Genomic DNA, 24,656 nt, shown 5'->3' with positions numbered 1-24,656 from the left:
AAGGCTCGCGAAGTGCGAGCATCCAAGACTGTCCAGGAGTTATTGACATGGCCACCGGTACTGTGAAGTGGTTCAACGCGGAAAAGGGCTTCGGCTTCATCGCGCAGGACGGCGGCGGCGCCGACGTCTTCGCCCACTACTCGAACATCGCCACGCAGGGCTTCCGCGAGCTGCAGGAAGGCCAGAAGGTGACCTTCGACGTCACCCAGGGCCAGAAGGGCCCGCAGGCGGAGAACATCGTTCCCTCCTGACTCGCCGCGCCTCGCGCGCACCCCGCAGGACACAAGAGGCCCGCACTTCGGTGCGGGCCTCTTCGTTTCGCTACCGCGTCTCGCTACTGCACGTCGACGTAGTCGGCCGACGACGCGACGGCCGGGGTCGTGGACGTGCCGGCGAAGCTCCAGCGCCAGTAGCCGTCCGCGGAGGCGGTGGCCGTGGTCTTCAGGTAGCCCGTGCTGGAGGTGTTCACCGTCTTGAGGGTGGTGTAGGTGCTGGTGCCCGCCTTGCGGAACTGGAGCCTGACCGGCTGGGCGGTGTAGCCCGCGTAGACGTCGGTGTCCCAGTTCGCCCGGCTGAGCTTGCCGGTGACCGTGAGCGTCTTGCCCTTGGCTATCGGTTCCGGGGCGGCGTTGACGGTCAGCTGGGAGAGCCGCTGGATGCGGGTGGTCGTGTAGGCGTCCCGCACGGTCCAGCTGTTGTCGTTGGCAGAGACGTAGACGCCGACCTTCCAGGTCCCGGCGTCGGCGTTGGTGAGCCACCAGTCCGGTTCGAAGGTGAAGGTCTTCGAACAGGTGGAGGTGGTCGAGGTGGAGGCCACGCAGTCCGCCGGCGTGGTGTTCTGGTCCACCGTGATGTAGGCGTCGGGGTTGTCGGGATCGGTGCCGCGCCACAGGTGGAAGTCGGCGTCCCAGATCCCCGAGGGATCGGTCGCGGTCACCGAGACCGTGACCGTCTTGTCGGCGAGGCCGACCACGATGTTCTTCCCGCCGTTGACGGAGACCTTGTCGATCTGGATGTCGCCGACGATCTCGTCCGCGTACGCGGTGGGACCGAGGAGTCCGCCCAGCGCGGTGGTGGCGGCCGTGGCGGCGGCGAGGACGGCGAAGGTGGCGCGTCGGCGCATGAGTCGTGAGTCTCCCCGAGCAGAGTGATCCGAATTGCGCGGTGTTTCGCGTGCGTCAGGCGAAACGTTTGCGCGCTTCCTCCAGCGCACGAGGAATCACAGCTGTCACATCAGTCACAGCTGTCACAGCCGGGTCGGGTACCGGGCCTCACCCCGTCCCCGGCCGGGCGGAGGATCGCTCCATGGCGTGGTCCAGATGGGCGATGACAGCCGGCACGTCATCACTCTCGGTGCTCCGGATCAGCTGCATGGCCGGCCGGACGACTCCGCCCGGGCGCGCGATCAACCGGGCGAGCACGGCGGCCCGGATGTCGAGCCGCTCGATGGTGGCCTCGCGCTCCTCTTCGTTCTGGCCGGCCAGCAGGACGGCGTTGTACCAGGCCTCCTCGCGGGACTGACGGACACTGAAGTCGAGGATCCGCTCGTCGGTGCGGGCTCCGACCTGATCCAGCAGCGACATGAGGGGCGACAGGGCACCGAGCGAGTCCTGCACCACCAGCACCACCCGCGCGAGGATGTCGTTGATCAGCAGAAAGTCGCGTCGTAACCCGTGGATGGCCTCGCCCGGGCTGGTCCGCGCGGCGGCGACGGCCAGGTCGAGGTTGATGTGCGCGTTCACACCGAGCAGCAGGTGCTGGACGATGACGGTGTCGGCGTCGTCGAGCAGCCCGAACGTCTCGCGCCAGCAACGCGGCCCGCTCCGGTCACGACGCCAGGCGTCGTACGCGTCGAAGTAGCGGTTGCCGAAGAGTGTGTCGAAACGGTCCATTCGGGCGCCGTCGTCGAACAGCCCACCGTGAATGGCCGCGCGGACCTCAACGGTCACCTGTCGGTACAGCGCCGCGAAGTACCCGACCCGGTCACCGGCGCGACGGGCCTCCCGCACGATCCCGGCCAGCCCGTCCCACGACATCGTCGATGCCCTCTGCCGCCACGCCCAACTCCCCTCTCCCCCCTGCCCGTCAAGGAGGCCCATGGCGTCAGAGGCCGAACTCCTGCGTGGGTACGCCGAGTACTGAGCACGCCTCGCGCAGGATCTGCTCCTCGGCCGGTGCGATGTAACCGTCCGCGCCCGCGACGACGAAGCCGGTCTGTACGACCGCCCTGGCCTCCGTCGGCTTCTTCGCGGCCTTGGCGATCTCCTGCAGGGCCTCGGTCTTGCCCTGCTGGAAGTTGAACGACAGCTGGTCGACGTGCTTGTTGAAGCGCTGCCGCAGCTGGTCGGCCGGGAAGTTCTGCAGGACGTCGTTGTTCAGGATCAGGGACTCCACGTGCTGCCGCTCGGCCGGGTCGACATGCCCGTCGGCGGCGGCCACCAGCGCGCACATGGCCATGCTGGCGTCCCGGTAGGCGCCGCTCTTCAGCTCCGTCTTGAGGGAGGTGAGCTGGGACTTGAGCGCGCTCACGAGCTGGGCCTTCGTGCCCCCGGAGTGCCCACCGGAGTGCCCGCCGCTCGACCGCCCGTGTCCACCGGCGCCGCGTGCGCCCTGCATCCCCTGCGCCTGCTGCTGCAGCCCCTTGGCCTGGTCCTTGATTCGATCCCACATCGCCATGCGTGCCACCTCGGCTTGAGCCCATGTCGTTCCGGTCGTCCTCCTGGCAACTCCTTCCCGCCCTCCGGAGTTCCATGACCGACTTGACGGGCGCTGCTGCCGTCTATCGTTTTCATGTGACCGGCTCTGTGCGGCCTCCGCTGCTGTTTCTCGATGTCGACGGACCGCTGATCCCGTTCGGCGGCGCGCCGGAGTCGTATCCGATCTGGGCGACGGGCCCGGAGCCGGCCGAAGCCGACGCGAATCCGCTGCTGGCCAGGATCGATCCCAGGCACGGGCCCCGGCTGGCGGCGCTGCCCTGCGACGTGGTCTGGGCGACCACATGGATGGACGACGCGAACGCGTGCGTGTCGCCCCGCCTCGGTCTGCCGCAGCTGCCCGTGGTGATCTGGCCCGAGCCCTCCGACCGCGACGACCAGGGCGACCGGGACGACCAGGGTGACCAGGGTGACCGGGACGACCGGGACGACCGGGACGACCAGGGTGACCGGGACGACCGGGACGACCAGGGTGACCAGGGTGAGCGGGCCGACCAGGGTGAGCAGGCCGACCAGGGTGAGCAGGCCGAGCAGGGTGAGCAGGGCGGCCAGGGCGACCAGGATGACCGGGACGACCAGGGTGACCGGGACGACCGGGACGACCAGGGTGACCGGGACGACCAGGGTGACCAGGGTGACCAGGGTGACCGGGACGACCGGGACGACCGGGACGACCAGGGTGACCGGGACGACCAGGGTGACCGGGACGACCGGGACGACCAGGGTGACCAGGGTGAGCGGGCCGACCAGGGTGAGCAGGCCGACCAGGGTGAGCAGGGCGGCCAGGGCGACCAGGATGACCAGGACGACCAGGGTGACCGGGACGACCGGGACGATCAGGGTGACCGGGACGACCGGGACGACCAGGGTGACCGGGACGACCGGGACGACCAGGGTGACCGGGACGACCAGGGCGACCAGGATGAGCAGGACGAACGCGACGGGCTGCATTGGAAGACCCGCACCCTCGTCGCCTGGGCCGCGGGGCGACCGTTCGCCTGGGTCGACGACGAGGTCACCGACACGGACCGGGCCTGGGTCGCCGCCCACCACCGGGCCCCCGCCCTGCTCCATCGCGCCGACCCTCGCCTCGGCCTCACCGACGGCGACTACGCGGCCCTCGACACATGGCTCAGCCGTACCGGATCAGTACCGGCCGTTCCGTGATGTGCTCCGTGTCGCGGTCGTCGACCTCACGGGCGGTGCCGTCGAGGTACTCGACGGTGCGGGCGCCGGCGCCGACGGGGGTGTCGGCCGTGCCCGTGTGGGTCCAGCGGATGCGGGCCGTGCGGAGGGTGCCCTGTTCGTCGGGGATGAGGAATTCGCACTGCCAGACGTTCTCGGGCAGGGCGATCTGGAGGCCGTGGCCGCAGGAACGGACGTCCGCGTGGGCCAGCCACTGCTGGAGGCGCGCGACGAACAGACCCGCTTTGGTGGGTGGTTGGCCCTCGGCCTGGAGGACCAGGGGGATCTTGCCGTTGCCCCATGCGTAGAAGTACATGCGGGCCAGGTTCCGGTTCCGGGCGTACAGGCCCGTCAGATAGAAGCGGACCGCGTGGTTCGCCGCCGTTTCCTCCTCCAGGGGATCGTTCAGCGTCACGGTCTGCGTGGTGCCGGTGCTCCACAGCGGCAGGTGGTACCCCGCCCGCTGGAAGGTTCGATCCACATCGTGCACCGCCTCCAGCATGGTCTCCGGCGGGTCGGTGACCTGACGCTGGTACAGCTTGATCCCCGCCGCGTCGCAGTACTGGTAGCCCCCCGACTCGGCGAAGCGCAGCAGGTATTCGTGTGCCTCTGCTTTCCACAGTTCGGTGATGGAGGGGCAGACCACGGTCGCGTCCGCGTCGGCCTCCCGGATGATGCGGCTCGCCCTCCGGGTCATCTCGACGAGGGTCCTGACGCTGCCGTTGTAGTGGTGCTCGTGGTTCGCCATGACCCACAGTTCGTACGCGTCGATACGGGCACCCGCTTGCCGTACGAGAGCGCGCACGAACGCGTCCCAGTCGTCGAGGTCGTCCGGCGGCGCCGCCCGGGAACCGTCCGGATACGCGGCCTTCCGGGCGTCCGGTGCGGCCCACGCGGGCGTACCGCCGAAGACGAACAACGTGGGCAGGCCCTCCCGTTCGGCACCGTCGAGGAGCCGGTCGAGCGTGGACCAGTCGTACTCCCCGCGTACGGGTTCCAGCTGGGCCCAGCGGGTCTGGCTGTCCCACAGCCGCAGCGCGCCGGTCCGGAAGGAGGGCATGGCCCCGCTGGAGCTGTTCATCGTCACGCCGAACAGTTCCGGATCGACGGGCTTCGGCGTCTGGGCCCAACTCGTCGCCCCGACCGGCACCGGCACGGCTGCCGTCGCCGCCTCGTACGGGGCGCTCGCGACGGCGGTACAGAGCACGACCAGTGCCATGACGGCGGCGAGGACGAACCTCGTGCCCAGGGGCTGCCGCCGAACGGGAGCCCGAGCCGGGGCCGGCCCCCGCGTCGGCTCCGACGCCGGCGCCGGTTCCTGTCCGGTCGCGGCCCGCCAGCATCGCAGCAGCTGGTTCAGTTCGTCCGCGTCGGCTCCGCACTCCTTGGCGATACGGACGACGAGGTCGTAGTCCGCCGGCACGCCCTTGCCGTTGCAGTACCGGTGAAGGGTGGAACTGCTGATGAAGACCTGCCGCCCCAGCTCCTGGTAGCTGAGGCCGCTGCGCCTCTTCAGCTCCGCCAGAACGGCGGCCAACTCCTTGGCTCCCCGCGTCCCGTCCAAGGCCTCTACCCCCATGACACCTTGCTCCGACTCCCGCACCAGCATTCCATGCCCGTCCCAAACCGTCTGCATCACACCAGGTCAACGGGGCGGCCCACGTCCCACGCCGACTTGAGACGCGAGATCACTGGCCCTCGGCCGAACCGGAACAGCACAGTTGATCTCGCCGAACGCACAAGCAAGAGAACGAGCAACAGAACGGGGACGAACGACATGTCACGAGTCCGACGCGTACTCACGGCCACGGCCATGGCCACCGCGCTCACCGCCACCGTCGCCGGCGGCACGGCGGCAGCCGCCGAGATCGGCACCATGGGGCAGGGCGACAAGTGCACGTACAAAGAGCAGAGCATGCCGCTCAAGGTCAGCCACAAGGGGGCGGGCGACAAGAAGTACAACAACGGCGTGACTGAGAAGTACGGCCGTGTCCTGATCCTTTCGACCGGCAAGTGGCCGGACTATTCTGCGGCCCGTCTCAGCGGCAAGGTGCGCAAGGCTGACCGCGTGTGGGTCGACATCAGCTACGACAAGGGCAAGAACTGGCAGGGATGTGGCGGTGTCAGCACCGACAAGAAGGACAAGAAGTTCTACTCCAAGTGGTACCGCCACTCCGGCGATGGCGTTAAGGGTCGCGTGATGCGTGCCTGTGCGCGTACGACCATGGGCGCCACCGACAACGGCAAGCGCGTCACCTGGTGCGCCACCGTCGGCGATGTGAAGTCGAAGGCCGGCGCCCGCTGGTGGTCGGACAACTAGGCCCCACACGGGACCAGGCGGCTGAGCCCACCCATTGAGCGGTGTGCACCCTGAGGTCCCAGGTGGCAGGGCTGGTGTGCGGCGCGGAAGCTGTACTCATCCTGGTCAACAGCGAGTGTCTGCCGCGTAGACCATCCGGCATGCGATCCCGGAGAAGACCGCGAGGGCCGGAGGCTCCCATGCCCCGATTCCCCGGCCATCCGGCGGACCTGCGGGCTCGCGAGATGACCGGGAACATGAGCCCGAGCATGGCCTCCGGGAGCACCACCAGCCCCAGAGCACGCGTACGTGCAGGTGACGGCGCTGCCGACTCTTCCCCGGCCGGACAGAGCGTGCCCGATGATCTTGATGCCAGGCTCCTGCTCTCAACCAGGGCGAGTCCGGCCGACGCTCCGCACACCACCCTCGTGCTCGCCGTGGCCGAGCGTGAGGGTGATGTCTTCCCCAAGCCATCACCGTGTTGGTGAGCTGGCTGAATTATGTTCCCTGGAACTTTCCAGGTGGGCAGCGGCGAAGTTCTCGTATGACATAGGCCATGCCCCATGGGGCGTGGGGAGGCACTGCGCGGGCGCGAGGGGCGCTCAGGCCGCGGGCCTCCTGTTTCCAGGTTCCCGCAAGGTCGCCGGAAGCCGGCTCCGCAACTCTTGGCGGGCCGACCGGTGAACGGGACGGATCAGCACGACAGCGAACACCACACCCAGGAGGAACTCATGACTTGGCTGAAGAGGGCGGGCGCCACGGCGCTGACCGGCGGGGTCGCGCTCGCCTGCGCGACGACGTTCGGGGTGGCTCCGGCGACTGCGGCCGTTCCGGACAAGTGCAACGCCAACTACCAGAGCAAGACGTTCGACACTCCCGGCTCCAACGTCACCTTCAAGATCAAGCTGTGCGTGTCACTGAACAGCAGCACCGGCAAGTACCACGCGTACGCGATGGGGAGCTGGAGCGGCGGGGGCAACTACGTCGTCGGCGAGATGGACAAGTTCCTGCTGGGCCTCAGGCTGGAGCGCAGCGACGCCCTCATGAGGTACGAGAGCTGCGAGTTCAGGAGCGGCATCAACTGGATCGAGGCGGATTCCTTCAAGCCCAGCGACATACCCACCATCATCTCGGGCGAATGCGACCTGAATACGGACTCGACGAACAGCGGCGGAGGCACGTGGACCGCCGACGGAAAGATCATCTACAACATCAACAACGACGGTGACGGCGACAAGACCTGGGAGCTGGGCGGGTCGCCCGGCTACATCGACTGACGCCGACCGCGTGTGTGCAGGGCCCGCCCGTCGGCGGGCCCTGCCGCGTTCCGGACACGCCCCGCGCGCCCGGACGCGCCGCGCGCAGCGTCAGGCGGACTTGCGGATGCGCGCCGCCTTGCGCGCATCCGCCATCTGGCGGGCTTCGGCGCTGCGGCAGGTGGCGCCGCCGGAGCGTCCTGAGGGCTGGCCCCGGCGGGTGCCCCGGCCGCGGAAGGGCGCGTCACCGCGCTGCTTCGGGCGGTCGGCGACCGGTGCGGCCATGACCACCGAGAGCTCACTGATGACGACCGACCGGGGCAGGACCGTCAGGGTCCTGCCCCGGTTCCGTCCGTCCACGGAGAACACCCGGGCTTTGCTCGCCGTTCGTCGGATGGACGAAGCCGCTTGCTTCGATCAAGGTCTCTGAACGAGGAGGCCGACATGACCGAACTGCTGTCGGGGATGCGGGTCGACTACGCCGACGCCGACGCCGACGCCGACGCCGACGCCGACGCCGACGCCGACGGCCTGGTCCTGATCCGGCCGGACGGTACTCCCGTGGACACCTGGCGGGAGAACTACCCGTACGACCAGCGCATGGAGCGCGGGGAGTACGACCTCCACAAGCGGCTCCAGCAGATCGAGCTGCTGAAGCTGCAGAGCTGGATCAAGGAGACCGGGCGTCGGCTCGTCATCGTGTTCGAGGGCCGGGACGCCGACGGCAAGGGCGGCACGATCAAACGGTTCACCGAGCATCTCAACCCGCGCGGCGCCCGCGTGGTGGCGCTGGAGAAGCCGAACGAGCGCGAGCGCGGGCAGTGGTACTTCCAGCGGTACGTGGAGCATCTGCCGACCGCCGGTGAGATCGTCCTGTTCGACCGGTCCTGGTACAACCGTGCCGGCGTCGAGCGGGTGATGGGGTGACGAAACACACGACGGGTGAGGACCCATCCGGCGGAGTTGTCGTGTTTCATACCGAGTGTCGCCGTCGGTGGATCCGCCGCCGTTCACCGCGCTCGGGCATGGAGGGGATATGCGCTGCTGCTTCTTCTCCGCTCCCCTCGCGGCCCGGTCCGCGCTGTCCGCCCTCCCCGCTCCCTGTGAAGTCCTGCGATCCGGCGCCCTCCTCGCCCCCGCGCTGCTGAAGGCCGCCGCCGAGGCCCTGCACGGCGGCCGCACGGCACGAAGGGGCCGCCCCGCTCACCCTGACGCCGTGGCGGCCGTCCATCTGGAACTGGTCACGCTGACCGAGGACCGCGCCGTCGTCACCTGGTACACCGGCGTGCCCGGCACCCACGACGGCCTGGGCCACCTGCTCCCCGCGGTCACGGAGGGCGAGGTCGTCTACGGCACCCATCCCGCCCGCCTGGACCGCAGAGCGGGGGAGGACCGGCCCACCGCGCACCACTACGTCGAGCTCACTGATCTGGAGCCGGGGCAGACGTACTACTACCAGGCCCGCTCCCGGGGCACGCCCGCGATACCCACCCCGCTGCACCACGTCCGGGGCAACGCCGTCGGTACGAACTCCTACGGGCTCGGCACGGACGAGGGCCCCTTCTCCTTCACCACTCCGCAGCCCCCGCCGGGGCAGCACCTCATGTCCATCGCCCTCTGCAACGACCTGCACCTCGGCGAGACCGCCGCCGGACTGCTGGCCGGCGTTCCGCTGCCGCTGCTGCGCGGAGTGGCACAGCGGCCGGGACGTACGCCGTACCCGGAGATCATGGGCCGGGCCCTGGTGGCCGAGGCCCGCCGGCGCGGCGCCGACGTCCTGCTGGCCGCCGGGGACATCTCGGCCGGCGGCGCGCCACGCGACCTGGCGGAGGCCAAGCGCATCCTGGACGGCTTCGGCACCCACGGGCGGGACTACTTCGTCGTACGCGGCAACCACGACAGACCCGGACATGGGCATGGACATGGGCACGGACATGAGCACGGACATGGTCGCGGTCGCCGTGGTGGCGCTCGCCGAGGCGGTCACGGCGACGCCCTCCCCGACGCCCTCCCCGACACGTTCCTCGACAGCTTTCCCGGGCGCGACGGGGCCTCGTACTTCGCCCATGATCTCGGCGGGCTGCGGATCATCGGGCTGGACACATACGAGAGGGCCGGCAACGGGGCCGACGCGGGCGGGCTCGGTGCCGAGCAACTGTCCTGGTTCCGGGGGCGGTTGAGGGAACAGCGGGATCAGCCGACCCTGGTGTTCGGCCACCATCCGCTGACCGTACGGGGCTCCGTGTTCCCCGTCACCGGCGGACAGCGCCTCGACCGCCGCCAGGCCCGTGCCGTCCTGGACGCCTACGCCGACGCCCCGGGCGTCTTCCTCCACCACGCCGGCCACACCCACCGCAACAAACGCACCGTGCTGCCCCAGGCCCCGCACGTCACCTTGCAGGAGGTCACCGCCGCCAAGGACTACCCCGGCGGTTTCTCCCTCCTGCGCATCCACTCCGGCGGCTTCGCCCTCAACCACTACAAGCCCCGTACCCCCGCCGCCCAGGAATGGACCGAACAGGCCCGCCGGGTGGCCGGAGGCCTCTGGCCGCACCACGCCTTCGGCCGCTCGGTCACCGACCGCAACAGCGTCACCGCCCACGACCTGTCGGGGGTCACGCCCCCGAGCCGGTAACCGCGCAGGTCAGCCGCGCAGGTCAGCACGGCAGTGCTCCGGCGGGGTGGCCGTGCTCCCGGCCGCACACGGTGAGCGCGAGGACCCCGGCACCCTCGACCCGGGTGTGCGCCCCCAGTGCTCCAGGGTCGACCGACATCCGGGCCGCGATGTCGTTGGCGTGGCAGGTTTCGGGAATCCCGAGCCGCTCCTTCACCTGGCGGTACCGGGCGAAGAACGCCTCGGGGTCCGAGAGGTCCACACCGTCGAAGGCGTCGTCGGGCAGCGCCCGCTGGTGGGGCAGGAGATAGCCGGATTCGGCAGGATGCGCGGGCCCTTCTCCGTGGCTGTCCTCAGCGCGGCCGCCCTCAGCGGCGTCGAACGCGTCGTAATGGCGCACGACGTCCCCGCCTTCGGCGATGCACCAGGCCGTCCAGCCGTCCCCGCAGCTCATGCCGTACCACTGCGCGGCTCCGAACCGGCGGCTGAGGTCGGCGCAGCGCCGGCGTACGACGGACGCCAGGACCTTCTCCGCCTCCGCGTCGTCCGCGCTCTCGACGCGGTGGGTGTTCTCGGACGAGTCGCCGAAGACCAGCGTCCAGCCGTCCAGCACGGGGCTGACGAAGACGCGTGCGCACTTGTAGTGCACGCGGCGCCGGTGCCAGGCGTGACGGTCGTGGTTCCAGGCCGCGGCGCCCGTCCTGAGGGTGACCGGCTCGGGGCCGCCCAGATCGAACGCGTCCAGCACCGCCGCCTGGTCGGTGCTCGGGACCGCGTACCAGGAGCCGCACAGGTGCATGCCCTCCGGGGTCTCGGCCGGCCGCTTGATCCTCGTCAGCCGACGCCAAGCCGCCCGGTCCTTGTCGTCGAGCGCGGCCGGTCCGTCGATCGCCGCCAGCGCCTCCAGGGCTCCGGACCGGATCCGCGGGCCGGTCGCGGGCTGTCGTCGCAGCCGCCGCAGCTCGGGGACGGCTCCGGTGCCGATCGCGTCGAACACCGCGACCGCTCGCTTCCTCACCTCTGGTTCCGGGTCTCCCAGCAGCGGGAGCAACCTGTCGACGAAACGCATCGAGGCCTCGCCCTCGCCCCGGAGGACGGAGAGCGCGTTGTCGCGGACCCGCGGGTGCGGATGGGTCAGCAGCGGCACGTAGACCCCGGGATGGGGCACGTCCAGCCGGGCCAGCGCCCACAGGACCCTCCTCGCCACCTCGGGCGAGTCCGCCGACGCCGATGCCGACGCCTCGGCCAGCGGGAGGAGGGCGGGCTCCCCGATCCGGCACAGTACGTCCGCCGGGACGTTCCAACCGACGGGCGACTCCTCGTCGCAGAGCACGTCCAACACCGGCGCGACCACGGCCGCCCCGAGCCCCACGAGCGAGTCCCGCGCCGCTTTCGTCTCGTCCCACGACCCGGAGAGTTCCTCGATCAGCTGACCCTTGTCCATGCCGGGCACCTTAGGACCCGCCTCTGACACTGGAGGGCGAGGAAATGGGTCGCGTCCCGTGCGGCGAGCCGCTAGCTTCCGCCTGAGCGCAGCGCGTACGGCAGACGACACACTCGACCGCGACCGGGGGCCAGGCATGGAGATCAACGGCGTACGGACGGACCGTTTGGGCTTGTTGCTCGACCAGTTCGACATGGCCAGGGAGATGGCCCAGGTACGGCTGACGGGGCTCGGCGACGAGGAGTTCCTGTGGGAGCCGGCGCCCGACTGCTGGTCGATCCGGCGCAGAACCGAGGCGACGACGCCCAGGGCGTTCGGGCCGGGCGAGTGGGTGCTCGACCTGGGCGCCCCGGACATCCCCGCCAGCGAGTACGCCGAGGTCGCCCGGCAGGCCGCCGGCGGCATGACCGTCGACAAGATCGCCGAGGACTGGAGCGTGAGCGTCGAGCGGGTCGAGCAGATCCTCGCCCACACCGGTGAGCCGGAGCCCGACCGGACACCGATCACGACCATCGCGTGGCGGCTGGGGCACCTGCACTACGAGTTCGCGGGCGAGTGGGAGTGGACCTTCGGACCTCGGCGGCAGGACCCGAAGCTCATGGTCGACTTCACCCCCTCCGCCGCCCTGGCGGTCGAACGGTTCTGGGAGACGGTCGACCGCTGGCGCGACAGCGTCGCCACGGTCACGCAGGAGCAGCTCGACACGGTCGGTTTCTCGCAGTACCCGTACGGCTCCGCCCCCGACGACCCGTTCATCTCCGTGCTGTGGGGGACCAACCTCGAGTTCATCCACCACATGGCCGAGATCGCACTGCTCCGCGACCTGTGGACGGCCCGCTCCACCACCGGCGGGTAGGTAGGGGGTGTGGTGAAAGTCCCGCACAGCACCCACGGCGCCCGGCACGCTCCCCCACTCTCGGCTTCTCCCCCACTCTCGGCTTCGCTCGAGCGGGGGGGGGACCCCCATGGAGGACCTTCGTCCGGCACGCCGAGGGCACGCACCGGCTGTGACACCAGCCGCTGCCGCGGCGGGCGCGGGCACCGCACAGGACTTTCACCACACCCCCCGCCGCCGCAGGAAATGGGCCCCGGGCGGGGCAGGTGCTCCGGGATGACAATGGCCTGAGGGGCCGCGGCTCGCTCGTCGTGGATCTTCGGTCGGTCGAGGGAGGCAGTGCCCGATGCCTGAGCTGCCGGACGTCGAGGCATTCCGGAAAGTGCTGGAGTCCTGTGCGAAGGGCAGGGTGATCCGGCGCGTCGAGGTGCGGGACGCGGGCGTGCTGCACGGGGTGAGCGCGCGGCGGCTGCGCGAGGCGCTGGAAGGGCGGCGGTTCGGCGAGCCGGAGCGGCACGGGAAGTGGCTGCTCGCGCGCATCGGCGACGGGCCCACGCTCGTGCTGCACTTCGGTATGACCGGGGAGCTGGTCTGCGGCAGCCCCGACGAGGCGCCCGAGGCCCACGACCGTGTTCTGTTCACCGTCGGTGACGACCGGCAGCTGCGCTACCGCGACCAGCGCAAGCTGCAAGGGCTGTGGCTGGCCGACGACGCCGGCCTGGAGCGGCTGCTGGACGGGCAGGGCCCCGACGCGCTGGCCGTGGACCGCGACGAGTTCGAGGCCGCGCTCTCCGCCCGTCGCGGCCGCGTCAAGACCGTCCTCACCGACCAGTCCGTCCTGGCCGGGCTCGGCAACCTGCTCGCCGACGAGATCCTGTGGCGCGCCCGGCTGCGCCCCACCGGCAGGGCGAGCGATCTCACCGAGGCCGAGCGCCGCCGCCTGTACACCCACATGCGCCGCACCCTTCGCTCCGCAGTCACCGCCGGTTGCGTCCCGCCGCGCGACTCCTGGCTCACCGGCCACCGCGACGACCCCAGCCCGACCTGCCCCCGCTGCGGCAACACACTGCGCCGCTCCCGCATGGCGAGCCGCAGCACGGTCTGGTGCCCGCACTGCCAGCCGGACGACTCCTGACCGGGGGCCGGCTTTCGTACCCCGGTCGCCCTCGCTGCCCCCGGCTGGACCGTTCAAGCCCGGCTGGACCGTTCAAGCCCGGCTGGACCGTTCAAGCCCGGCTGGACCGTTCAAGCCCGGCCGCAGGGCTCCGCCGCGCGGCGGGCGACCGCGTCGAAGACCACCGCGTCGCTTGGTGCCAAGCCGGGCCGGGGCATCGGTGTCATCCCATTGCGCAACGCGGGTCGAAAGGTCATCATCGGGAAGCCATTGACAGGAATCCTGATACTTCAATGTTGAAGTGTTGGAGTGATAGGTGGGTCGGACCATGCCGTTCAGTTCCCGAATCCAGGCCAGAGGTGTCCAGCTGCTGCTCAGCGGCATGATGACCCGCGTACACGAGGAGCTGCGCTTCACCGACATCCCGAAGCGCACGGAATCCCTGCGGGTGGAGACCGGTGCGGGACCGGTGGAATGCACCGTCTACCGCCCCCCGGCCGACACCGGTACGCCCGCCCCGGTGTACGTCAACTTCCACGGCGGCGGCTTCATCGTCGGCCGCCCCGAGCAGGACGACCACATCTGCCGCTACATCGCCGCCACAGCCGGCTGCGTCGTGATCAACGTGGACTACGCCGTCGCCCCGCAGCGGCCGTACCCGACAGCCGTCACCCAGGCGTACGACGTCACCGAGTGGATCGCCGAGAACGGCGAGCCCCATGGCTGGGACGGCTCGCGGCTCGCCGTGGGCGGGCACAGCGCCGGAGCCAACCTCACCGCCACGGTCTGTCGCACCGCCCGGGAGCGCGGCACCTTCACACCCCGGCTCCAGATCATCGACTCCGCACCGCTCGACCAGCTCGCCGACCCGTCCACCAAGCAGTCCTCCATCGCCAAGCCGCTGCTCAACCCCCACCTCATGCGGATCTTCACCGCCGCGTACGTCCCGGACGCGGCCGACCGGGCCCACCCCCTCGTCTCGCCCGCACTGGCCGACGACCTCGCCGGTCTCCCGCCCGCCCTGGTCATCACCGCCGAGCACGACCGTCTGCGCGACGAGGGCGACGCCTACGCCAAGGCCCTGGACGCCGCGGGCGTCCCGGTCACCCACCGCGTCTTCGAGGGTGTCGACCACTACTTCACCCACACCGGCCCGGTGCCCGCCGGCAAGGAGGCCATCGAGCTGATGGCCGACACCCTGCGCACCGCACTCGCCGCCTGACGATCTGAAAGACGGGCTGAGGGCTGGGTTCCGCTCTGGGGAAGATTCTTCCGCACGCCCGTCTGTAACCAGAGGTAGAGGGCCGCCTACGACCGGGGTGGGAGCCCGTCGTGCGGCGGCCGGGGGTACGCGCCCGGGAAGGGCGACTGGGCGTACGGGCCCGGGAAGGACCCCAGGGCGTACGGGCCCGGGAAGGGCGGCTGTTCCGGGAGCGGCGGCGGCGCGGGGACGGTGCGGGTCGGTGTGCGGCGACGGGCCAGCCACAGGACGGCCGCCGCGTACAGGGCGATGCCGGCCAGGTCGACGGCCACGTACTGCCAGGGCGCGTCCGCGGCGGTGGCGTCGTTCTTGAGGCCGTCGACGACGGCGGCCGAGGTGCCGAAGGCCAGGAGGTTGTTCACGGCGTGCAGTCCGATGGCCGCCTCCAGCCCACCCGTGCGCACGGTCAGCCAGCCCGCGACCACTCCGTACACGGCCAGGTCGGCGAAGCCCCACGGGGTCCCCCAGCCGTGGCCGGCGGCGAACAGTGCGGCCTGGGGTACGAGCGCCCACCAGGGCGAGCGCAGGAAGGCGCCGACCGCCTGCGTGAGCCAGCCGCGGAAGAGGTACTCTTCGGCCGCCGACTGCAGCGGTACCAGGACGACCAGCATGGCGAGCGCCGGGCCGAAGACCTCCCAGCCCGCCCACCGCGCCGGCGGGGCACCCTCCATGGGCAGCAGGAACATGACCCCGGTGGACACGGCGAGGATCGGCACGGCCGCCACCACGCACAGCCCGAGCCAGGACCACCGCAGCCCGCCGGTCACGGATGAGACCGTGCCGGCCGGGCGGCGGCCGATCCAGCGCACCGCGAGCAGGACGACGGGTATCGCGACGGCGATCATCAGCAGGTCGAGGGCCGTACCCGAGACAGGGCCGAACTCGATGGTCCCGTCGGGGGCTTCGGGGTAGTCCCTTGCGGTTCCCCAGGCGTAGGAGAGGACGTCGACCACTCCGAACGCGAGCACGTACGCCACGACCACGAACAGGGTGCCCAGCAGGGGCCGCCACCATCGGTGACGTGCCGAGACACGGGCCATACGGTGGTAGGCGAGCGGTTCGGGGAGGGGCGGAGGCGTCGGGGCGGCGGGTGGATACGTCGGGGCGGCGAGCGGATGCGTCATGGTGGCAAGCCTCCCCGCGGGCCCGTGCCCCCGACATCGGCCGCGGGCACGAACGGCGTCTCCATCGGAAGGTAGAGAGCGCGCCCTGTGGGGCCGAGATCGCCTTACCCTCGTGCCGACATGGAGACGATACGCAACTGGCTGCTCCCCGCCCTGTTCGCGGCGGGACAGATCGCCTGGCTGTGGCCGGGAGCCGGCCTGGTCGGCGAGGAGGTGCCCGGGGCGGCGGCAGTCGTCGCGGTCCTGGGCGCGGTGGTCGTCGAGACGGCCGCGCTGGGCCGTCGGCGGCGGACGCCGGGCCGGGCCCTGGCCTGGTCCCTCGGCGCTCTCCTGCTGGGTCAACTGGCCTGGGAGGACGGCTACTTCGGGTTGGGGACGCTGGTCGCGCTGTACTCGGTCGCGGTCCGCCGGCCCGTGCGCGTGACCGTACGCGCGGTCGCCGCGGCCGTGGGCGTCGAGTGGCTGCTGTCCCTCGTCCAGGTCGGGATGCGGCCCGAACTCGCCGCGCAGTGGGCGCTCGGCGCGCTCGTGTACGTCGTCTGCGCGGGACTCGGCGAGGCCCGACGGCAGTGGCTCAAGGGGCGGTCGCTCGCGGCCCGTCGGCTGGCCGGCGCGGAGGAGACCCGACGGCGGGCGGGCGACACCGAACGGCAGCGCCTGGCCCGTGAACTGCACGACGTGAGCGCCCACCATCTGACGTCCGTCGTCGTCACGGCCGACGCCGCGCTCAGACTCGGTGACAGCAGGCCCGAGTTGGCGGCCGAGGCGCTGTCGTTCAGCGAGCGCGCCGGTACCGACACCCTGACGTCGCTGCGGCGGCTCGTCGGTCTGCTGCGCGACGCCGACCGTCCGGATCCCCGTCCGATGACCGCGCGCATCGAGGAACTGATCGCCGGATTCGGCCGGTTGGGGCGTCCGATCGAAGCCGAGCTGCCCGAGGACCTGGCCGGTCCGGCGGCCGAGGCGGTCCACGGGATCGTCCGCGAGGCCCTGACGAACGTGCTGCGCTACGCCCCGGGCTCCGCCGCGCGCGTGAGCGTCCGGCGCGGGGACGGCGTCCTGGAACTGACCGTCGACAACGCCGCCCCGCGCGGCTCGGCACCAGGCGGCGCCGGCGGCCTCGGCTCGGGGCGCGGTGTCGCGGGGATGAAGGAGCGGGCGGCGGCCGTCGGCGGGGAACTGACGGCCGGCCCTGCCCCCGGCGGCGGCTGGCGGGTCCGGGCCACGCTGCCCGACATCACGGGGCCGTGGGGTCCTGCCGAGGGCGCGGCCCGGAGCGACGTCCTGCGGGAGCAGCGGCTGGCCGACCCCGCGCTGGTGTTCGCCGCGACGGTCCTTCCGCTGGTGTTCGCCCTGGTCACTGTGGAGGAGTGGACGGGCGCGAGCGTGCGTGCCGCGGTGCCCGCGCTGCTGGTCGTGGCCGTGCTGCTGACCGTTCACGCGGTGCCGCTGCTGTGGCGGCGGCGTGCCCCGTGGGCTGCGCTCCTCGGTGTGCTGGCCACGTCGTGGCTGTGGCCGGCGGCGGTCGCCGGGGCCGCGCTGCCGTCGCGGGTGTCGGAGTTCTTCGCCGGCGGGGCACTCGCGGAACTGCTCGCGGTGTACGCGGTGGCGGTCTACGGCCAGGGAGCCGCCCGCACGTGGCCCGCGTGGGGCGCGGCGGCGGTCTCGCTCGCCGGAACCCTGGTCGCGACGGCGGCCGCAGACGGTGAGCTGCAGGGCGAGGCCTCGATCTGGTTCGCCGCCGTGGTGATGTCCGTGCTGCTGGCCGTGGCACTCGCCGCCGTGTTCGCCGCCCTGTGGGCTGCCGGGCTTGCCGTACGGCACCGACGGCTGCGCACCCTTGCTCGGGACGACTACGCGCTGGCCGGCACGCTGTGGCACGCGGAACGGGCCGCGGACGCCGAACGCCACCGCCTGGCCGCGAAGTTGCACGACACCGTCCTGCACCGAACGGAGGCACTGATCGAAGAGGCCCGGCAGGGGCGGCTGGAGGAGGTCGCCGCCGGGGCCCGCTCGGCACTCGCCGCCATGCGCGAACTCCTGCACAGCCTGGGCGACTCGGAGGACCCCGACACGGCGCGGGCGATCAAGGCCCGGCGCGGATCACCCTGAAGCGGCGCCGGGTCCTTCACACGGCCCTCCCCGGCTCCGACGGCCTCCTGCCGACCTCGCTGATAGCTTGCTGATCCTGCCCATACACACCGGGGGACCCAGAATGAACCAGCCGCCACCGCCGCCCGCGCAGCCCCACCAGAACCCCTACAACGCGCCGTACAACGGCCCGTACAACAACGCGTACGGTCAGCCCCCGGCGCACCAGGCGCCGCCGTTCCAGCCGCAGCCCTTCGCACCGCCGCGGCCGAACGCCGGCGGTCATCCGGTCGGCGCGGTGTTCCTGGGGCTCCTCGTCTCGTTCCTCGTCGCGCTGCTCTACTCGGGCCTCAACGTGGCCACTTACAAGGATCAGACGTTCACCACGTCCACCACCCTCTACTTGGGCCACGCACTGCTCAACGGAGCGGCAGTCGGCTCTCTGGTCGGCCTGGTGGGGGGCCGCAGCAATGGAGCGCGGATCGGCGGGGCCGTCATCGCCGCGCTCGGCGCCTTCTTCGGCTACACCAACTCCCTGCCGCTCATCTTCGCCTACGAGGAAACCCCCACCGCCGCCTGGGACTTGCTGACGTACGAGCCGTTCTTCCCGGCCAAGGCCTGGTGGAACGACGAGGCGAGCGGCGGAGTCGACTGGTCCTCCCCTCTCGGCCTCGTACTCGCCGCCGCCACCGCATTCGCTCTCGCCTACGCCATCGGCTCCAGGCGCCGCCGCGCATAGCGTGGACTCCGCCGTCGAGGAGTTGCAGCAGGTCCGTAGCGCTCACAGTCGAGGCGGCCCTGCGCGCGCACGCACACGGCTGGGACCGATCGGCAACCCAACTCGTCGCGTACGGCACGACGTTCAAGGGGCTCAAAGGGCTTGAATACACCGGCATCCAAGTGCCCTTCGCATTGGTCTACCAGGGAAAGCCCACCGGGCCCACCGTCCCTGGAAGAGGATCCGATGCAGCGACGCCTCGTCATCTCAGCCCTCACCGCCGCCCTGTGCGGCACCACGCTCGCCGGCACCGCCACAACCGCCTCCGCCGCACCCGCGGCCGTCGACTGCCGCAAGGTGAAGTGCGTCGCGCTCACCTTCGACGACGGCCCGGTCGCCGACACGCAGCGGTTGCTGCGCTTCCTGAACGACGGGAAGGCCAGATCGACCTTCTACGTCGTCGGCAAGAACGCCCAGAACAACCCGTCGATCGTCCGCGCCGCGGCGAACGCCGGCCACCAGATAGGCAACCACAGCTGGGACCACGCCAACCTGACCAAGCTCAGCGCCGCGCAGATCACGTCGCAGTTCTCCCGCGCGGACGCGGCCATCAAGAAGGCGACCGGCAAGAAGCCGACCACCGTCCGCGCTCCGTACGGCGCCCACAACGCGACCGTCCGCAGGATTGCCGCGCGACCGCTGGTGCACTGGAGCGTCGACACCCTCGACTGGAAGCACCGCGACACCGCCCGGCTCGTCAAGACCGTGAATGAGACGACCCGGCCCGGCGACATCGTCCTCATGCACGACATCCACAAGACGACGGTCAACGCGATACCTGGCATCATCAAGGGCCTCAAAGCCCGCGGCTTCCACTTCGTGACCGTCGACGAACTCTTCGCCCCCACCAAGCTCCCCACCGGCAAGGTCACCTACCACAACCGCGCGGCCTACCGCCCCTGACCAGCTCCGGGTGCGTAGCCGCCCACGAACGCCGACCAGGCCGCGGCGGAGACGAGCAGAGGGCGCCCGTCCGGGACTTTGCTGTCCCGGACGGGGACTATGCCCGGGTGGCCGTCGGCGACTTCGAGGCAGTTCGTGCCGCCGCCGTCGCGGTAGGACGACTTGCGCCACACGGCGGTGGTGAGGTCGGGTGTCACGGGGCTGCCTTCACGCTGCGGACGAAGGCCGACCAGGATGCGGCGGAGAGGAGCAAGGGGTGAGCGTCCGGGCGCTTGCTGTCCCGGACGGGGACGGTGCCTATGTAGCCGTCGGCGACTTCGAGGCAGTTGTTGGCTCCCCCGTCGCTGTAGGACGACTTGCGCCACACGGCGGTGGTGAGGTCGGGTGTCACGGGGCTGCCTTCACGCTGCGGACGAAGGCCGACCAGGATGCGGCGGAGACGAGCAGGGCGCGCCCGTCCGGGACTTTGCTGTCCCGGACGGGGACTATGCCGGGCTGGCCGTCGGCGACCTCGACGCAGTCGTTGTCGCCACCTTCGCTGTAGGACGACTTGCGCCACACGGCAGTGCTGAGGTCAAGGGTGCGCGTCATGATCTGTGCTCCTTCAGTGCGTCCTTGATGAGCGCGAGCGAATCCGGCGGGGACAGCGCAAGATCGCGGAGCCGATCGTAGGACAATCGCTGCCGCAGGACCTCGTCCGAATCCTCGATCAGCCGACTGCAACCGTTGCCTTCCTTGTAGGCAACGGCACTTCCGTCCCTCTGCCAGAGCAGGGTCAGCGACCCGTTCATATGGTGGTGCGCCCCCGCAGAGAACGGGAGTACTTGGAGCGTCAAGTTGGGCCACCTCGCAGCTGTCTCAAGGTGAAGCAGTTGGTCGTGCCAGGTCTTGCCACCGGCAGCGGGCCGCCGTAGCGCGAACTCGTCCATGATGATCCGAAGGTCGGGCTCGGGCTTCTGCCGCAGGAGGTACTGCCGCCCAAGCCGGGCAGCCACCTGTTCCTCGACCGCTTCGTCAACGTCAGCTGTTGTCTGGGCCCCAGACAACACCCCTCGGGCGAAGTCCTCGATCTGCATGAGCCCAGGAATGCCGAGCGTGAACTTCCACATGATCCGAGCCGTCGCTTCCAGCTCCATGAACCGCTTGTACTGATCCTTGAACGCGTCCAGCCGAGCCACCTTCCAGTGGCTAACCAGCAGATCACCGGCCCCGTAGTACACGTCCAGGTCCTTCATCACCGTCAGATTGGAGACCCTCTCGCCCTTCTCCAGACGGCTCAGATAGCTCTAGTCGTACCCGGTCTCGTCGGCCAACTGCCCCAGTGATTTGCCCGCCTTCTCCCGAAGGAGCCGAAGCGTCCTTCCCAGTACGGCGCGCCCCGACTCGGCGTCCATGTCAACCCGTTCGCTCATGTCACCCCTCACCGTTGCCTGGCGCTCCAGGCAACGCCAGACCCCTTCCGCAGCGTACGTCGCAGCAGTGACCATCGAGACACGAACGGTAATCACCGCTCGTCAAAGCGACCCTGAATTAACCCTGAGAAGAATCAGGAGGCACCGCCATGCGCGCATTCGTCACGTGGCTCTGCGACGTACTGCTCCCCGGACGTGGTCGACGCCGGGGCCGCGCCCCGCCCAACGCACCGGCGACTCCCAGCCGTTGGACCCCGGTCCGCCACCCCCACTGCCCCGCAAGCCCGTCGACGATCTCTGGCCCTTCGAGCCCTACGACAACTTCGTACGGCCCTACGTCCTCACCGCGGAGGAGCTCCACGTGGCGTACGGCATGGAAGGAGTCCCCGCATGATGACCGGCCTGCGGCTGCTGCCCTGGACCACCCCGGACGGCAAGCCCTGCTACCTCGACCCCGACACCGCGTACCCCGGCCCCCTCTCCCAGCTCGCCGACAGCGTGGAGGTCATGCAACTCGGGTCGGCGGAGGACGTGTTGGTCGGCGGCAGAGCCGTACTCGCGGACTCGGCGGCCGGCGAGCGGGCGTTGCGGTTCGCGCTCACGCGGGCGGCGGAGTCGCTGGAGGACGTGCTGCGGATCGCGGTCAGCAGAGGGCGGCGGATCGAGGCAGCCGGTGAGGACGGCGACAAGGAACCCTGACAGTCGCAGGTGCTCGACGATTGGCAGATTTGTCTCGGCTGTCCCGGCCCTCACGTCGCAAACGCGGCGTGTCGCCGAGACGGAACTGCCAATAGCACCCCGCCCAACCCCTGGCTGGAGCTCATTGCAGCAGGTGGTCGATGTGGCGCTGGAGGATGGTCAGTGCCGTCTCCGGGGAGTGGTGGCCCGCGAGGACGTGGACCGTGAGGCCGTCGGCCACGGCGAGGAGGGTGTGCGCCTCGCGGATGGGGTCGAGGTGCTGTGGGACTTCCCCGGAGCTCTGGCCATAGCGGATGAGCCACGCGATGAGGTCGTGGAGCTTGGCATAGCTGTCGTGAAGAACGGCGGCCAGTCTCTCGCTGGCCGGGGCGTGGGTGATGAAGGCCAGCCAGACGTGTGCCTGCGTCTTCGATTCCTCGTCCAGCAAGGCGAGTTCGGCCAGGGTGTGGGACAGCAGAGTGGAGGCGGCCTGAGGGGTGGAGGCCGTGGCGATGCGCTCGTTGGCGCGTTCGCTGACGCGTTGGGAGACGTGCTCCAGCGCGAAGAGCAGCATGTCCTCCTTGGTGCGGAAGCACCGCTGGACGGCACCCATGGACACGTCCGCCTGAGCGGCGACGTCGCGGAGGCTGACGGCCTCCATGCCGGAACGCGCGATCAGAGTGCAGACCGCCTCGGCGATCCGGCGGCGTCGGTCCTCGTAGTCGACCTGTCTGGGCACGCCTCGCTCCTCCTGTTTTCCGATGCACTTGCATCATATCCGGCTACGCTGCACGATGTGATGCGATCGCATCGGAACGATGTGTGTACAACTGAAGGGACCTCCAATCGTGGCGAAACAGTTCAAGAAATCGGACAACAGCTCAGGCCAGGGGCTGCTCTGGTTGTTCGGTGCCATCCTCGTCGTCCAGGGCTTCGGCTCCGCCATCACGGAGGCCGGGTGGGACACAAGCTTCGGTGTCGCCGGCCTTCTGCGGGCAGCCCACGTGCCTGAGTGGGGGACCCTTCTGGTCGGCTTTGCAGGTGCCGCCTTACTGGGGATCGCGGCGCGCCGTCACCATGCGAAGAGGCAGGGGCACCGACGTCCTTGAGCAGTGGTTTGTCGGAGCTGCCGGCCGCCGGCCCACGAGCTGAGCGGGGTCCGCCGGGGAACTCCCGGACACCGCCCGGGAGTTCGACCCATGACGAGCACGGCTGACCGGGCCGGGCGGACTCGGCGGGGGAGCAGGCGTGGGGCACATACTCGTCATCGGGGGCGGGACAGCCGGTACGGCGACGGCGCTCGCGCTGCACAAGGCCGGGTTCGACGTCACCGTGTACGAGGCGCATCCCGACGCGGCCGAGGACATCGGGGCGTTCCTCACGCTGGCGAGCAACGGGATGCGTGCTCTCGCGCAGATCGACGCCTCCGCCGCGGTCACCGCCCTCGGCTTCCCGCTGACCGGCATGCGGGTGCTCGACGGCTCCGGGGCCGAGGTGGCGAGCAGGCCGCTCGGGGAGGCCGAGGACCCGGTCCTGCGGTATCGGTGCATGCGTCGCGGCGAGCTCAACGCCGCACTGCAGGCGGAGGTGTCACGCAGAGGCATCACCATCAGGCACGGCGTCCGCCTCGCCTCCGTACAGGGCGGCCCCGAGTCCGTCACCGCGCACTTCGCCGACGGCAGTACGGCGACCGGTGATCTGCTGGTCGGTGCCGACGGGCTGCACTCCACCGTCCGCCGGTCGATCGCCCCCGACGCGCGGCCCTGCTACGCAGGGGAGTACGTCTTCTACGGCTACACCACCGACGCGTCCCTGCCCGAAGACACCGAGCGCATCACGTTCAGCCGCAGCAGCTCGGCCGCCTTCGGCCATGCGGTGTCTCCCGCGGGCGAGGCGTACTGGTTCGCCCGCGTCGCGGGTGAGCCGCTGTCGCCCGAGGAGATCGCGGCCGGCACGCCGACCCGGTGGCGCGACCTGCTCGTCCCGTTGCTGCGTGAGGACGCCACCCCTGCCGCCGGCATCGTCGCGGCGACGGCCGGCGACATCCTGGTCACCAACGCCACCGAGATGCCACCGGCTATGCCGTGGCGCTCCGGACGGTCCCTGCTCATCGGCGACGCGGCGCACGCGGCCTCGCCGGCCACCGGGCAAGGGGCCTCCATGGCGCTGGAGGACGCCGTCGTCCTCGCGAAGGCCCTCCGGGACGCCCCGGACACCGAGACCGCGCTCTCCCTCTACGAGACCCTCCGCCGCCCCCGTGTGGAACACAACATCACCGTCAGCGGCCAGATCTCCCGAGGCGCCGCTGCCCCCACCCGCCCGACGTCGCCCCCGCCGCGGCCCGGCGACGAGGCCGCCCTGATCCGGCTCCTGGAGTGGGACGCCGACATCAGCACCACCGACATCAGCACCACCGACATCAGCACCCCACCGGCGGGGTCATGACGCCGTACGGTCTCCTGCTGCCGTTGTTGTGCGGTCAGGCGGGTCTGGCGGGTGCGGGGGCCGGCGCCGCCGTGATCCTCACTTCACGGCCCGTCTGAAGCAGAACCCGAACATGCACGAAGCTCCTGGCGGGCCGGGATCTCTTCTTGAGACCCCGTTGCCGCCAGGAGCTCCGCCGTTCCCTGCAGCCCGGGTCGGAACCTGGGTCAGATGGAGACGCAGACGCCGACCTGGTGGTGGCCGACGGCGCCCAGGACCTGGTCCTTCACCGCGTCGACCTGGGCCAGGACATCCGCGTCGGTGATCGTCGCCGGGCCGGCGACGACGCTGACGTGCGGGTTCAGGCCGCCGGAGATGTTGTCGAGCGCGGCGTCGGAGATCTCGGCGGTCTCGATCTGGGGAGCGGAGTTCATGAGGAGACTTCCCTTCGTATGGTGATCCACAAGGGGGGTGGCCCCGCTGGGGACAGAGGGCGGGTGCAGAGGATCAAAGCACGGAGCTCG

28 protein-coding genes and 3 pseudogenes are annotated in these 24,656 nt (G+C 70.5%); 17 read left to right on the top strand and 14 right to left on the bottom strand.

What is annotated here, in order from left to right:
* Positions 1–47: 47 nt before the first annotated feature.
* Complete coding sequence (locus CES90_RS15155) at positions 48–251, top strand: cold-shock protein (RefSeq protein WP_149830321.1); 204 nt, start codon at positions 48–50, stop codon at positions 249–251.
* An 83-nt stretch (positions 252–334) separates the two neighbouring features.
* Here the strand turns inward: CES90_RS15155 and CES90_RS15150 are convergent, their stop codons facing one another.
* The 3 genes from CES90_RS15150 to CES90_RS15140 form a co-directional block, all read right to left on the bottom strand.
* Positions 335–1,123, bottom strand: a complete 789-nt coding sequence (locus CES90_RS15150) for a calcium-binding protein (protein ID WP_189785413.1) — start codon at positions 1,121–1,123, stop codon at positions 335–337.
* A 148-nt stretch (positions 1,124–1,271) separates the two neighbouring features.
* Positions 1,272–2,036 carry a DUF5995 family protein gene (locus CES90_RS15145; protein WP_229914097.1) on the bottom strand — a complete coding sequence of 255 codons (765 nt, stop codon included), beginning with the start codon at positions 2,034–2,036 and terminating at the stop codon, positions 1,272–1,274.
* Between the two features lie 67 nt (positions 2,037–2,103).
* Positions 2,104–2,676, bottom strand: a complete 573-nt coding sequence (locus tag CES90_RS15140; protein WP_189785414.1) for a tellurite resistance TerB family protein — start codon at positions 2,674–2,676, stop codon at positions 2,104–2,106.
* Positions 2,677–2,792: 116 nt separating this feature from the next.
* Between CES90_RS15140 and CES90_RS49520 the strand changes: the two are divergent.
* Positions 2,793–3,104, top strand: a pseudogene (locus CES90_RS49520) (HAD domain-containing protein); the annotation flags it as partial.
* A 534-nt stretch (positions 3,105–3,638) separates the two neighbouring features.
* A pseudogene (locus CES90_RS15125) lies at positions 3,639–3,881 on the top strand (hypothetical protein); the annotation flags it as partial.
* Here CES90_RS15125 and CES90_RS15120 read toward each other — a convergent pair.
* Positions 3,847–5,478 (bottom strand): helix-turn-helix domain-containing protein, encoded by a 1,632-nt coding sequence (locus CES90_RS15120; protein WP_189785415.1) that lies wholly within the window; start codon positions 5,476–5,478, stop codon positions 3,847–3,849. The pseudogene CES90_RS15125 and the gene CES90_RS15120 sit on opposite strands and share 35 nt — an antisense overlap.
* Before the next feature lie 198 nt (positions 5,479–5,676).
* On the opposite strand from CES90_RS15120, the gene CES90_RS15115 reads away from it, so the two are divergent.
* A complete protein-coding gene (locus CES90_RS15115; protein ID WP_189785416.1) occupies positions 5,677–6,219 on the top strand; it encodes a hypothetical protein in 543 nt (180 codons plus the stop codon).
* Positions 6,220–6,929: 710 nt separating this feature from the next.
* Positions 6,930–7,475, top strand: coding sequence for a hypothetical protein (locus CES90_RS15110; RefSeq protein WP_189785417.1), 546 nt, complete (start codon positions 6,930–6,932; stop codon positions 7,473–7,475).
* Positions 7,476–7,565: 90 nt separating this feature from the next.
* Here the strand turns inward: CES90_RS15110 and CES90_RS15105 are convergent, their stop codons facing one another.
* Positions 7,566–7,814: a hypothetical protein gene (locus CES90_RS15105; protein ID WP_189785418.1), complete on the bottom strand. Its 249-nt coding sequence runs from the start codon at positions 7,812–7,814 to the stop codon at positions 7,566–7,568.
* 84 nt (positions 7,815–7,898) lie between these two features.
* Here CES90_RS15105 and CES90_RS15100 point away from each other — a divergent pair.
* Both CES90_RS15100 and CES90_RS15095 read left to right on the top strand, forming a co-directional pair.
* A pseudogene (locus tag CES90_RS15100) lies at positions 7,899–8,378 on the top strand (polyphosphate kinase 2); the annotation flags it as partial.
* A gap of 112 nt (positions 8,379–8,490) precedes the next feature.
* On the top strand, positions 8,491–10,089 hold the full coding sequence (locus CES90_RS15095; RefSeq protein WP_189785419.1) for a purple acid phosphatase family protein: 1,599 nt from the start codon (positions 8,491–8,493) through the stop codon (positions 10,087–10,089).
* 22 nt (positions 10,090–10,111) lie between these two features.
* Here CES90_RS15095 and CES90_RS15090 read toward each other — a convergent pair whose 3' ends face one another.
* Positions 10,112–11,512 (bottom strand): HEAT repeat domain-containing protein, encoded by a 1,401-nt coding sequence (locus CES90_RS15090; RefSeq protein WP_189785420.1) that lies wholly within the window; start codon positions 11,510–11,512, stop codon positions 10,112–10,114.
* Between the two features lie 136 nt (positions 11,513–11,648).
* Here CES90_RS15090 and CES90_RS15085 point away from each other — a divergent pair, with 136 nt between their 5' ends.
* From CES90_RS15085 to CES90_RS15075, 3 genes are all read left to right on the top strand, one after another.
* Entirely contained in the window at positions 11,649–12,368 is a 720-nt protein-coding gene (locus tag CES90_RS15085) for a DinB family protein (RefSeq protein ID WP_189785421.1), read from the top strand.
* Between the two features lie 325 nt (positions 12,369–12,693).
* A complete protein-coding gene (locus tag CES90_RS15080) occupies positions 12,694–13,482 on the top strand; it encodes an Fpg/Nei family DNA glycosylase (RefSeq protein WP_189785422.1) in 789 nt (262 codons plus the stop codon).
* A gap of 307 nt (positions 13,483–13,789) precedes the next feature.
* Positions 13,790–14,683 (top strand): alpha/beta hydrolase, encoded by an 894-nt coding sequence (locus CES90_RS15075; protein WP_189785423.1) that lies wholly within the window; start codon positions 13,790–13,792, stop codon positions 14,681–14,683.
* A gap of 86 nt (positions 14,684–14,769) precedes the next feature.
* Here CES90_RS15075 and CES90_RS15070 read toward each other — a convergent pair whose 3' ends face one another.
* The gene (locus CES90_RS15070) at positions 14,770–15,846 is read right to left on the bottom strand and encodes a CPBP family intramembrane glutamic endopeptidase (protein WP_189785424.1); all 1,077 of its coding nucleotides are present in this window, start codon (positions 15,844–15,846) and stop codon (positions 14,770–14,772) included.
* A gap of 120 nt (positions 15,847–15,966) precedes the next feature.
* On the opposite strand from CES90_RS15070, the gene CES90_RS15065 reads away from it, so the two are divergent.
* The 3 genes from CES90_RS15065 (at position 15,967) to CES90_RS15055 (ending at position 19,618) form a co-directional block, all read left to right on the top strand.
* A complete protein-coding gene (locus tag CES90_RS15065; RefSeq protein WP_189785425.1) occupies positions 15,967–17,958 on the top strand; it encodes a histidine kinase in 1,992 nt (663 codons plus the stop codon).
* Between the two features lie 103 nt (positions 17,959–18,061).
* The gene (locus tag CES90_RS15060; protein ID WP_189785426.1) at positions 18,062–18,676 is read left to right on the top strand and encodes a hypothetical protein; all 615 of its coding nucleotides are present in this window, start codon (positions 18,062–18,064) and stop codon (positions 18,674–18,676) included.
* Between the two features lie 225 nt (positions 18,677–18,901).
* The gene (locus tag CES90_RS15055; protein ID WP_189785427.1) at positions 18,902–19,618 is read left to right on the top strand and encodes a polysaccharide deacetylase family protein; all 717 of its coding nucleotides are present in this window, start codon (positions 18,902–18,904) and stop codon (positions 19,616–19,618) included.
* On the opposite strand, the gene CES90_RS15050 is transcribed toward CES90_RS15055, so the two are convergent.
* Genes CES90_RS15050 through CES90_RS51615 form a run of 5 tightly spaced genes read right to left on the bottom strand, consistent with a single transcriptional unit; the run spans position 19,606 to position 21,030 of the window.
* A complete protein-coding gene (locus CES90_RS15050) occupies positions 19,606–19,815 on the bottom strand; it encodes a DUF397 domain-containing protein (protein ID WP_189785428.1) in 210 nt (69 codons plus the stop codon). The genes CES90_RS15055 and CES90_RS15050 overlap by 13 nt on opposite strands.
* Positions 19,812–20,009 carry a DUF397 domain-containing protein gene (locus CES90_RS15045; RefSeq protein WP_189785429.1) on the bottom strand — a complete coding sequence of 66 codons (198 nt, stop codon included), beginning with the start codon at positions 20,007–20,009 and terminating at the stop codon, positions 19,812–19,814. The genes CES90_RS15050 and CES90_RS15045 overlap by 4 nt, the downstream gene beginning before the upstream one ends.
* Positions 20,006–20,209 carry a DUF397 domain-containing protein gene (locus CES90_RS15040; protein WP_189785430.1) on the bottom strand — a complete coding sequence of 68 codons (204 nt, stop codon included), beginning with the start codon at positions 20,207–20,209 and terminating at the stop codon, positions 20,006–20,008. Before CES90_RS15040 ends, CES90_RS15045 begins: the two co-directional genes overlap by 4 nt.
* A complete protein-coding gene (locus CES90_RS15035) occupies positions 20,206–20,853 on the bottom strand; it encodes a DUF5753 domain-containing protein (RefSeq protein ID WP_308437886.1) in 648 nt (215 codons plus the stop codon). The genes CES90_RS15040 and CES90_RS15035 overlap by 4 nt, the downstream gene beginning before the upstream one ends.
* Before the next feature lie 51 nt (positions 20,854–20,904).
* Entirely contained in the window at positions 20,905–21,030 is a 126-nt protein-coding gene (locus CES90_RS51615; RefSeq protein ID WP_308437887.1) for a helix-turn-helix domain-containing protein, read from the bottom strand.
* A gap of 166 nt (positions 21,031–21,196) precedes the next feature.
* Here CES90_RS51615 and CES90_RS15030 point away from each other — a divergent pair, with 166 nt between their 5' ends.
* Both CES90_RS15030 and CES90_RS15025 read left to right on the top strand, forming a co-directional pair.
* Entirely contained in the window at positions 21,197–21,424 is a 228-nt protein-coding gene (locus tag CES90_RS15030; RefSeq protein ID WP_229914098.1) for a hypothetical protein, read from the top strand.
* Positions 21,421–21,729 (top strand): hypothetical protein, encoded by a 309-nt coding sequence (locus CES90_RS15025; RefSeq protein WP_189785431.1) that lies wholly within the window; start codon positions 21,421–21,423, stop codon positions 21,727–21,729. The genes CES90_RS15030 and CES90_RS15025 overlap by 4 nt, the downstream gene beginning before the upstream one ends.
* Positions 21,730–21,850: 121 nt before the next feature.
* Here the strand turns inward: CES90_RS15025 and CES90_RS15020 are convergent, their stop codons facing one another.
* Positions 21,851–22,447 carry a TetR/AcrR family transcriptional regulator gene (locus CES90_RS15020; protein ID WP_189785432.1) on the bottom strand — a complete coding sequence of 199 codons (597 nt, stop codon included), beginning with the start codon at positions 22,445–22,447 and terminating at the stop codon, positions 21,851–21,853.
* 109 nt (positions 22,448–22,556) lie between these two features.
* Here CES90_RS15020 and CES90_RS15015 point away from each other — a divergent pair, with 109 nt between their 5' ends.
* Together CES90_RS15015 and CES90_RS15010 are read left to right on the top strand one after the other, a co-directional pair.
* Positions 22,557–22,817, top strand: a complete 261-nt coding sequence (locus CES90_RS15015) for a hypothetical protein (RefSeq protein WP_229914099.1) — start codon at positions 22,557–22,559, stop codon at positions 22,815–22,817.
* A gap of 139 nt (positions 22,818–22,956) precedes the next feature.
* Positions 22,957–24,153 carry an FAD-dependent oxidoreductase gene (locus tag CES90_RS15010; RefSeq protein WP_189785433.1) on the top strand — a complete coding sequence of 399 codons (1,197 nt, stop codon included), beginning with the start codon at positions 22,957–22,959 and terminating at the stop codon, positions 24,151–24,153.
* A gap of 206 nt (positions 24,154–24,359) precedes the next feature.
* Here CES90_RS15010 and CES90_RS15005 read toward each other — a convergent pair whose 3' ends face one another.
* Complete coding sequence (locus tag CES90_RS15005; RefSeq protein ID WP_189785434.1) at positions 24,360–24,566, bottom strand: hypothetical protein; 207 nt, start codon at positions 24,564–24,566, stop codon at positions 24,360–24,362.
* Positions 24,567–24,656 lie beyond the last annotated feature (90 nt).

Source organism: Streptomyces capitiformicae, from assembly GCF_002214185.1.
In the GTDB taxonomy this organism is placed as follows: Bacteria; Actinomycetota; Actinomycetes; order Streptomycetales; family Streptomycetaceae; genus Streptomyces; species Streptomyces capitiformicae.
The sequence above is the reverse complement of the archived record's forward strand: the minus strand, read 5'-3'. Positions and strand labels throughout refer to the sequence as shown.